The 9303-nt window shown below is 60.2% G+C and carries 4 protein-coding genes; 2 read left to right on the forward strand and 2 right to left on the reverse strand.

Annotation, left to right across the window (positions count from 1 at the left end; all coding sequences use genetic code 11):
- The first annotated feature begins 306 nt into the window (after positions 1-306).
- The gene (locus tag DBR18_RS22695; protein ID WP_108591996.1) at positions 307-5019 is read left to right on the forward strand and encodes a dermonecrotic toxin domain-containing protein; all 4713 of its coding nucleotides are present in this window, start codon (positions 307-309) and stop codon (positions 5017-5019) included.
- 18 nt (positions 5020-5037) lie between these two features.
- Here the strand turns inward: DBR18_RS22695 and DBR18_RS22700 are convergent, their stop codons facing one another.
- Positions 5038-5667: a response regulator transcription factor gene (locus DBR18_RS22700; RefSeq protein ID WP_108591997.1), complete on the reverse strand. Its 630-nt coding sequence runs from the start codon at positions 5665-5667 to the stop codon at positions 5038-5040.
- Positions 5668-5770: 103 nt separating this feature from the next.
- Positions 5771-8155, reverse strand: coding sequence for a PAS domain S-box protein (locus tag DBR18_RS22705; protein ID WP_108591998.1), 2385 nt, complete (start codon positions 8153-8155; stop codon positions 5771-5773).
- A 74-nt stretch (positions 8156-8229) separates the two neighbouring features.
- Between DBR18_RS22705 and DBR18_RS22710 the strand changes: the two genes are divergently transcribed.
- Positions 8230-9219, forward strand: coding sequence for an alpha/beta hydrolase family protein (locus DBR18_RS22710; protein WP_108591999.1), 990 nt, complete (start codon positions 8230-8232; stop codon positions 9217-9219).
- Positions 9220-9303 lie beyond the last annotated feature (84 nt).

Genomic DNA, 9303 nt, shown 5'->3' on the forward strand with positions numbered 1-9303 from the left:
GGATTAAGCCTAGTGGCTGGCGCCAGCCGCGCAAATCGGGGCGCAGGAGAGAATCGCCTCAGCCGGATGGAAGGTTGGGGGTAGGGATTGCCCTACAAGGATGGCGGGATCAGACATGCCCCGTCAGTAAAGCGGCGGGCAAGCCAACAGGGCACGTAACAGACGATTTTGCCGATGTCGCAAATGGACAAGCGCAAGTACATAAACCGCAGGAACAACGAGCCATAAATAGTTACCACCCGGCTTGCAGAGCCTGAGGATATAACTGGACGTCACACCGTTGTGCCCAAGGAAAAAGGAATTTCCATGAATGCTCCCATTGAACGCTCACCTGCACGCTCAGGGCTGAGCCAGATCATCGCTGCTCAATTTGCTTCTCGCCCCACTTTGGAATCGGTCACCCGTCAATTGCTGGCCGATACCATTGCCGAAAAACTCCCGTCACTGCAGATCGACCTTAACCTCACCATCCTGGCAACACCGTATCCGGAAGGCGGCTGGACGCTGCGCCCCCTTATCCCGCTGGTTCTTGATTACCTGGCAGGCGGCGCGCAAATCGACTTGCGTAATCGCTACGGTCTGCCCTGTTATTTGAGCGATGCACCGCCGAAGAGACTGCGGTTATCCGACCGCAGCCCCGTCGACTTGACAGTTGTCGCAGCCATCATCAACGAGCTGCCGTGGACCTTGCCCGTCAGCCTGCAAAATCAGCTGGCCTCTTATTGGCAAGAAAAAATCGAGTCCGGCGTCAGCCGCTGGAGGTGGCTCAGTGACCAATTGAAGGGGGCCTTGCAGGCCACCACACTTGAAAAGTCCGACCTTGATGCAGATGACCGCGCAACCCTCGATCAGGTCGTCGGCTGGCCGGACTCGGGGAAACGCCAGGAAGTCTTCGGCGAGACCGCAGTCCGTGTTTATTGCCTGGAAGCGGTGCTCACTCAGGCGAATCTGCAAAGTCGACGGTTGAGCCCCGAGCTGTTGTTGATTCGCCAAAGCAGCCAGCGTGTCCTGTTGTGCAAGCCCGGTGGCGATTGCGAGGGCTTTGCGTCGCTGCAAGCTTTCACCGGTGTCTGGGGCACACGCCTGGCCACGGATCTGCAGGTTGATCAGGTGACCGTCAACCGCTATGAGCCCGACGGCAACATCTTCGACACACAGGCCGCGATCATCCTCAATCGACAACTCGAAGCGCTGCGGTCGCTGCGTCTACCCGCCAGCGAAGGACTGCAAGCACTGCTTTCGATCTACCGCGAGATCACGGATCCGCAATACGATTTTCTCGATGCACGCACGATCTCGCTCCCTGCGCCGTCAGTGACGCGCAGTGCCCTGCCGCAATGGCTGCAAGGTGCCTCGCCGGTTGACCGCATGACTTACCGTTATTACAGCCTGGCGTTGGCGAATGCCAAAAAACGTTACAACGGGCGCACGTTCCTCAGTGACATCGACGACATTCAAACCTTCACCAACGCCGCTCTGCTCAAGCAGTTGAAACTGGACGAAGGCAGATTAGCCCACCCCGAAGCAGGCCAATCGGGAGACGAACGGTTTCAGCCAGAGGATCTGCAACTGACGTTCGCTGTCGCGGCCGGCTACCCGGGCGGTGCCGGGTTCGTCGAAAAAGAGACGATGAGCCTGACAGAGCTGGCCATCCGCAATCTGGCTGCTCGCCCCCATGGACAACTGACCATTACCCACCGCAAGGGCTTGACGCTGCCTGCCTGGCTGACCCCGGACTACATTCAGCGCAGCGGCGGCCTGATCGAGCAAGTGGACATCGGCAAGACGTACCCCCGGATGCTTGAATCCAGGCTGTTGGGAGATGACCCGCGCATAAGACAGCGTGAGGCCTCATTTGCCGAACAAACCATGGCGCAACTGCCGTTACAGGCCCTGGAACTCAAGCTCAGGCGCCAGAATGGATTCACCGCCAAGGGTGTGCGGATGGTCTGCGCATTGACCAATGAGCAGGCATCGGAGCGTATCCTCGATGGTCAGGAGGTGGTCATCCGTCAACTTGCACTCGTACGCAAACCGGGCGCAGCGGCCGATATCGTCACCAACATGTTCATCATCGAAATGCGCGATTTCACGCACGGCCCGCACATTCTGTATCGGCCACTCTATGCCCAGCCCCTGCATGAGTTCGCCTCGCGACAGCAGTTGCTCGACGCGCTGGCCCAACCGGGCGACCTGCAATCGAGCGTACTGACCTGGCTATCCGATACCGCCAGACCGGTTTACGCCAATGGCGGCTTCCTTGAACCCCATTACGTGCGCTTCGGCATAGGCAGCGAGTTCGGCCCGATCGAACGCCCCCGTCCTGCGACCCTCGCGACAAACGGAGTGAGCGATCAACTGCTGATGTATCTGGCCAACGGCAAACTGATGCAGCACTTGTACGGCAGCAACGCCCGCACGCTGGTTGACCAGGCCGAGCGCGAATCGGTGTCCAACAGCGAAAGCCGTTGGGCGGTGCTCATGGAAGGCGCAAACCTGCTGTTTGGCACGCTCCTGCTGCCATTGTTGCGAGGACCGTTCATGCTGACCGCCTGGCTGTACTCCCTGGCCAGCAGTGCCAGCCATGATATCCCGGCGCTCAACAGTCAGGACCCGGTAACACGGGAACTGGCACTGGTGGATTTGCTGCTTAATGTCAGCATGGTTCTGCTGCAATTTTCCTCTTCAACGGCCCCTGTGCCACGCGTTGCCGAACGTATCCGCCAGCGTGCGTTGCAGCAGGTCATCACCAGGCGCAGCCCCGGACAATGGCCCGCTCCGAGGCCGGCCGCCACACAGGAAGGCGTGGTAGCGCTGGCCACTCAAAGCACGGGATCGGGTCATACCGTGTTCGACTTCAGTTTCTCAAGCGCTCGTGCACAACTGACGCCCGGCCAGCGCGAACGCTTGATGCTGATGCAGGTTCCGCCACCCGTTCCGCTGCCAGAACGCATTGCCAGTGGACGCCTGACGGGGCTCTATCGGACCCCGGATGAGGTGTACACACAGATTGATTCGCAATGGTATCGGGTCCGGGTCAACGGCAATGTCGCCAACGCCCCATCCGTTGTGATCATCTCTCCCTCAGCCCCCATTGCACTGGGCCCTGCACTTAAAACGGACGGTGAGGGCAACTGGTCACTGGATTTGAACCTGCGGCTCAGGGGTGGCATGCCGCGCGAGCGTATTGCGGCTGCTCGTCAACGCAAGGCGCAGAGAATCGAAGACCTGACCCAGGCTTTCGACCAGCTTCTGACGGCTGAGGCCGACGTGCAGAAAAAAGCCGATGATGCAGAGCGAGTCATGAACCTGGCCGCGAGGGGCGCGGGCTACAGTGACGATGTGCTGGCCAGGACACGACGCAAATTCGATGAGGCGCTGCACAGCCAGATCGATGACTACGTACGCATACTGGACACTTTGAACGAGCGCAACGAACTGGGCATTCCCGTTCCTGCGGCCAACGTGGCGATTATGCTGGAGAACATCGTCAAAAACGCACGCAAGTCGGTGGTGGTCGCGGATATGGATCGGGAGGCGCTTTATGCCACGAATGAAGACTTCACAATCCTGAACGACGGCTTCTCCGCTCGCATCGCGGCTAATCTTCCACGCTACACGGCATTCATCAAACAACTGGTCGGCATCAATGATCGGCAGATGCATTCACTGGAACTCAAGGATCGCTATCTGGCAGAACTGTTTGATCTGGGCGGACGAGGCAAGGACGCCTACGAGCGTCTGACCCGCGATCGTCCTGACGAAATCACTGCACTGGGCGTCAAGTACTTGCAACTGCAAAGCCTGAAGTTTGCGATCGTCAAGGACTGGTCCGATTTTCCGTTCGCTGAACTCGACGAACTCTTCCTGCCACTCAGTGTTCAGGTGCGCACACACAGCCAGCTTAAACTGTTCGAACTGTCGGCCGAGGAGCGCCTGGCCGTACTTGAAAGCCTGAACGAACATTACGCCCATGCACTGGACGTCATGCAGGGCTGGAGCATCGTTCATGCTGAAAGGTTTGAAATGAACGCATTCGATCGCCTGCAAAAAATGTTCGAGGATCTTTATCAGGATGTCACGAAACAACTGGCCGCCGAGATCAAGCCGGCTGCCCAGTCCTCCAGACGTCCACCCAAGCGGCCAATGGTATCCGTCGGCAAGCCACAGAAAAAAGTCATCAAGACTCGCAAGCGCGGCATGTTGATTGGTGACCTCAGACCTGCGGGATCCGGCTTGTCGATCGACACTGTAGAACTTCGTTCCGAACTGGATGACACCCTGCTGGTGACCTACTCACAACACGGAGACGTTTGGGATGAAGTCCTGAAAAGCAGCCCTCCTCAACTACCTGCTCCGCAGCCAGCCTTTCGTGCTCTGGACACTATCAAGGGAGATGCGCGCAAACTGCTGAAAAAACTCGACGAAACGGTGCAGCGCGAGGAGCGTTACGCGAAAGTGTCCCGTTACCCCGTGGAAATCCAGGAAAGCCTGCAACACGAAGCGAATCGCTACGCCGACATTGCCGCAGAGCTTGACCGTGCCATCGAGGCTCAGCCCAAGGCATCGCAGTCAGCGGCTGATCGGGAGATTCACCAAAAGTTGATCAACGCAGTCAGCGTTCTGAAAAGCAAAGGTGAAGAGCTGCGCGTTCAACAGTCACTGGCGTTGCCGCCCACTCACGCCAACCTCGCGTTCCTGCTGCAGAAAAACAAACTTCAGGTGGCCAGGCTGGGCGCCCGGGTTGCAACACAGGGTGAGCGCAACGACTTCATTCAGGAGTACGCCATCAATGACCGGCAAGGTTATGCCGTGTGGTATGCCCATTTTCACTACCCCAGAGCCGACAGCCCCAAACAGGAGTTTACTGCGGCACATATGAAAACCCGCGAGCAACGAAAGGAGAACTATCACTCTTTGCTGGCCAGAGCCGAGAGCGATCAGCGGGTTGTCGATGTTCATCGAGGAATGATCGGCATGGATCTGGCACAGCGTCATTTCCTGCCACTGGCACCATGAACGCCTTCGCGCCATGTATCACAGCAGCTTGTGCTCCATGGCGTATTTGACCAGCTCGGCCAGGGAGGTGATGTTGAGCTTCTGCATCAGCCGCGCCTTGTGGGTGCTGATGGTCTTGCTGCTCAGGGCCAGTTGCTGGGCGATGTCGTTGACATTGGCACCCTGGGCCAGACGCTCGAACACCGAGAATTCGCGTTCGGACAGCAATGAATGCAACGGCCTGGCATCGGTCAGGCCGACCTCGAAGACCATGCGGTCGGCCAGTTCCGGGTCGATGTAGCGCCCGCCGGCCGCCACTTTGCGGATGGCGGTCAGCAGCAATGCCGGATCGCTGTCCTTGGTCGCATACCCGGCGGCGCCGACCTTCAGCGCGCGGGCGGCCATCTGCGCTTCGTCGTGCATCGACAGCACCAGAATCGCCGGCGGATTGTTCAGCGCGCGGATCCGCGGGATCGCCTCCAGCCCGTTGACTCCAGGCATCGAGATATCCAGCAGGACCACCTCGCACGGCACGCTGCGCAAGGTTTCGAGCAACTGCTCGCCATTGCTCGCCTCGCCCACCACTTGCAGATCCCTGGCCAGGCCGATCAATTGCTTGATGCCTTCACGGACGATGGTGTGGTCTTCGGCTACCAGTACACGGATCACTTGCACTCTCCTCGATTGTGTTTTTAAGGGCAAAAGATCGCAACCTGCGGCAGCTCCTACATTGATCGCATATCCCTGCAGGAGCTGCCGAAGGCTGCGATCTTTAGCGATCCAAAGGCACCCGCACAAGCAGACTGGTACCCTCCCCCGGCTCACTTTCCAGTACCAGCCGCCCGCCCATCATCAGCACCCGCTCGCGCATGCCGACCAGTCCGAACGACGTCGGCCGGTCCGCCGCAGCGACAAAGCCTGTGCCATCGTCGCTGACCGTCAAGCACAACTCGTCGCCTTCCAGCGCCAGCGTCAGCTCCACAGTATGCGCCTGAGCATGGCGCATCACATTGGTCAGCGCCTCCTGCAAAATCCGGAACAGGCCAATCGCCTTGGCATCGCTGAGCGCAGGCAGATTGTCCGGCACCTGCACCAGACACGGAATCTGCGTACGCGCTTCGAACCGCCGCGCCTGCCATTCAATTGCCGAGGCGATCCCGGCATCGAGAATCGGCGGGCGCAGCGCCGTCGCCACGTCGCGCACCAGTTGAAACAACTGGGCGATCAGACGCTTCATGCTGTGCAAACGCTCGTTCAGGCCCGGATCAAGTTGCGCATACGCCAGCTCGCACATCGACGTTTCCAGTTTCAGCACCGTGAGCATCTGCCCCAGTTCATCGTGGACTTCCCGGGCAATCCGCGCCTTCTCTTCCTCGCGCACGCTTTCCATGTGCGCCGACAATTCGCGCAGTTGCTCGCGGGACGCTTCCAGTTCCAGCTCGATGCGCTTGCTTTCGGTGATGTCCCAGACGATGCCGTCCCAGACGTAAGCGCCATCCTCCAGTTGGCGGGTGATGGCCTTGATCTCGGCCCAGCGTTGCTCACCCTGCCGGGTGAGAATCCGGCCCTGCCACGACCAGTCGCTGTCAGTATCGAGCGCTTGATCCTGAGTCTGGTGGTAACTGACCTTATCGTCGGGATGCACCAGACTGCGCAGCCCCATGTCTCGGTGCGCGATGGCGGCCGGCGCGTAACCCACCAGACTTTCACTACCCTCACTGATGTAGGCGAAGTCGATTTGCCCGGTCACCGGCGCACGTTCCAGGCGAAACACCAGCCCCGGAACGTTGGCGGCAATGCCCTGCAGGCGTGCTTCACTTTCCTGCAACGCGGCCAGTGCGCGGCGACGTTCGGAGACGTCGGTGAGATAAACCACCAGATACTCGCTGTCGCGAAAGCGCAGAAAGCTCAGCGAAACGTCCGCCGGCAGGATGCTGCCATCGGCACGCACGCAGCTGGTTTCGAAGCTCAGCGGCCCTTCCTCACTGGCCCGCGCGCGCTTCCACAGGTTGAGCCAGCGGTCCATGTGCAGGCTGGGCTCGAAGTCGATCAACGGTCGCTCGATGATCCCGCCTGGCGGGTAGCCGAGCATGCTTTCCGCCGCACGATTGGCGTAGCGCACATGGCTGTCCCAGTTGACCCAGAGAATGCCGACGGTGCTCTGATCGATGGAAAACTGGGTCAGGCGCAAGGATTCTTCGCTGGCCGCGCGCAGGGCAATGTCCTCGCGGGCCGCCAGCAGCCGCTGTTCGAGGCTGCGCTGCTGGCGCCGTTGCCACAGCACAATGGCCACAGCGCTGAAAAACAATACGGCGAACAGCAGGCCCAGGTTCTGCCAGAACCCCGGCGACTCCGACAGACGCGGATATCGGGGTTGCAGCCATTGCGTGTGCAGACGCTCCAGATCTCTGGCCGGGATCGTGCGCAAGGCACTTTCGATGATCCCGGCCAGCTCCGGCCAGTCACGGCGCGTGGCGACACGCAGCAGTTGCGGCAAGCCAATATCGCCGACCACCACCAGATCGGCGAACTCCGGCTCGACTGACAACCGGCCCAGCTGCGCCTCATCGACCACCGCGTAACCCGCCTGCTGACTCAACAGCAACTGCAAGGCCTGACGTTCCAGCGGCACGCCTTGCAGGTTCAGATGCGGATAGTTGGCGCGCAGGTAATCGGCGGTGGCGCTGGGCATGCGTACGGCGACGCGGGTCTGGCCGTCGAGTTTTTCCAGCTCCACGACGCCACCGCTCTTCTGATCACTGACCACCAGTTGCGGGACGCGCATGTAAGGGTCGGAAAACAGCCATAGCCGCAGGGCGCCCGGGGTCTGGGTCAGGCCCGGGGCGATATCGATTTCGCCATCGCGGGCAGCCTCCTCCAGCTGGGCCAGATCCTGAAAATTGCGCCACCGCAGTTCGACGTTCAACGTCTTGGCCAGCGCTTTCATCAACTCGACGTTAGCCCCGGACAGGCGCTGCAGGCGCCGGTCGTATTGCGCGTACGGCGCTTGCAACACCAGGCCGACGCGCAATTCCCGGTGCTGCGCCAGCCATTGCTGCTCAACAACGGTCAGGGGCGCTGCCGGCTCAGGCGCCGCCCAGCCCATCAAGGGAAAACACAACCAGCCGATAACCCACAGGCAGCAAAAACGCATCATTGAAGTCTCGTACACTGACAAATTCTGACCAACCCATTAGGCTGCCGGGATACTTTTCTGGCCTGGAATAACCGATGCCCTCTGTCTACCGCCTGGCAATGCCAGCATTGTGCCTGTCGCTGATCCTGCCTTGTGCGTTTTCCGTCGAAGCTGCCGATCCGGCGCCGGCCTCCACCACTGAGCAACCGGCCGCTGAAAAACCTGCCGAACGCCAGCCATTGCCTGAGCGTAGTCAGGAAGAAGCCGCAGCACTCGAACGCAAGGTCCCGGCGCAAGAACAGCAGCAACTTCAGGCCGGCGCCGACACCTTCCTCGCCCTGTGGAAACCGGCCAACACCGCCGAACCGAAAGGCGCGGTAATTATTGTCCCTGGCGCTGGTGAAACGGCTGACTGGCCGCAAGTGATCGGCCCGCTACGCAGCAAATTGCCCGATGTCGAGTGGAGCAGCCTGAGTATCACCCTGCCGGATCTGCAAAGCGATGCCATTGCCCCGCGCGTGATCGCGCCCGCCGCCGCGCCGAAAGCCCCGGAGAGTGGCAGCAAGGATTCCACCACCGCGCAGCCGATCGAGCAGGCGGCGGGCGGTGAAGCGGAAGTGGCGGATCAGTTGGTTGCCGAAACGGCTGAAGAACAGTCCAAGGCGGATGCCGAGCGCATCTTTGCGCGGATCGACGCCGCCATTGCCTATGCCGAACAACAGAGCGCACGTCGGGTCGTCATCCTCGGTCACGGTACGGGCGCCTACTGGGCGGCGCGTTTCCTCAGCGAGCGGCAGAGTTCGCAGGTCGAGAAACTGGTGATGGTCGATGCACAAACGCCGACCAAGGCCAAGCCACAACTGGCTGAACTGACGCCGACCCTGAAGCTGCCGACCGCAGACATTTTCTACATGGACAAGGCGCTGGATCGCAATGCGGCACTGGAGCGCATGCAGGCCAGCAAGCGTTTGAAAACCTCGACGTTCAGCCAGGTGGCGCTCAAGGCGTTGCCGGATAAAAAAGCGGAACAGGAACAGCTGTTCCGGCGGGTGCGTGGCTGGTTGAACCCGCAGAAGACAGATTGATAGAAACAAAAGCAAAAGATCACAGCCTGCGGCAGCTCCTACAGGAAACGCATTCCCAAGTAGGAGCTGCCGCAGGCTGTGATC

It is taken from the genome of Pseudomonas sp. HMWF021, assembly GCF_003061005.1.
In the GTDB taxonomy this organism is placed as follows: domain Bacteria; phylum Pseudomonadota; class Gammaproteobacteria; order Pseudomonadales; family Pseudomonadaceae; genus Aquipseudomonas.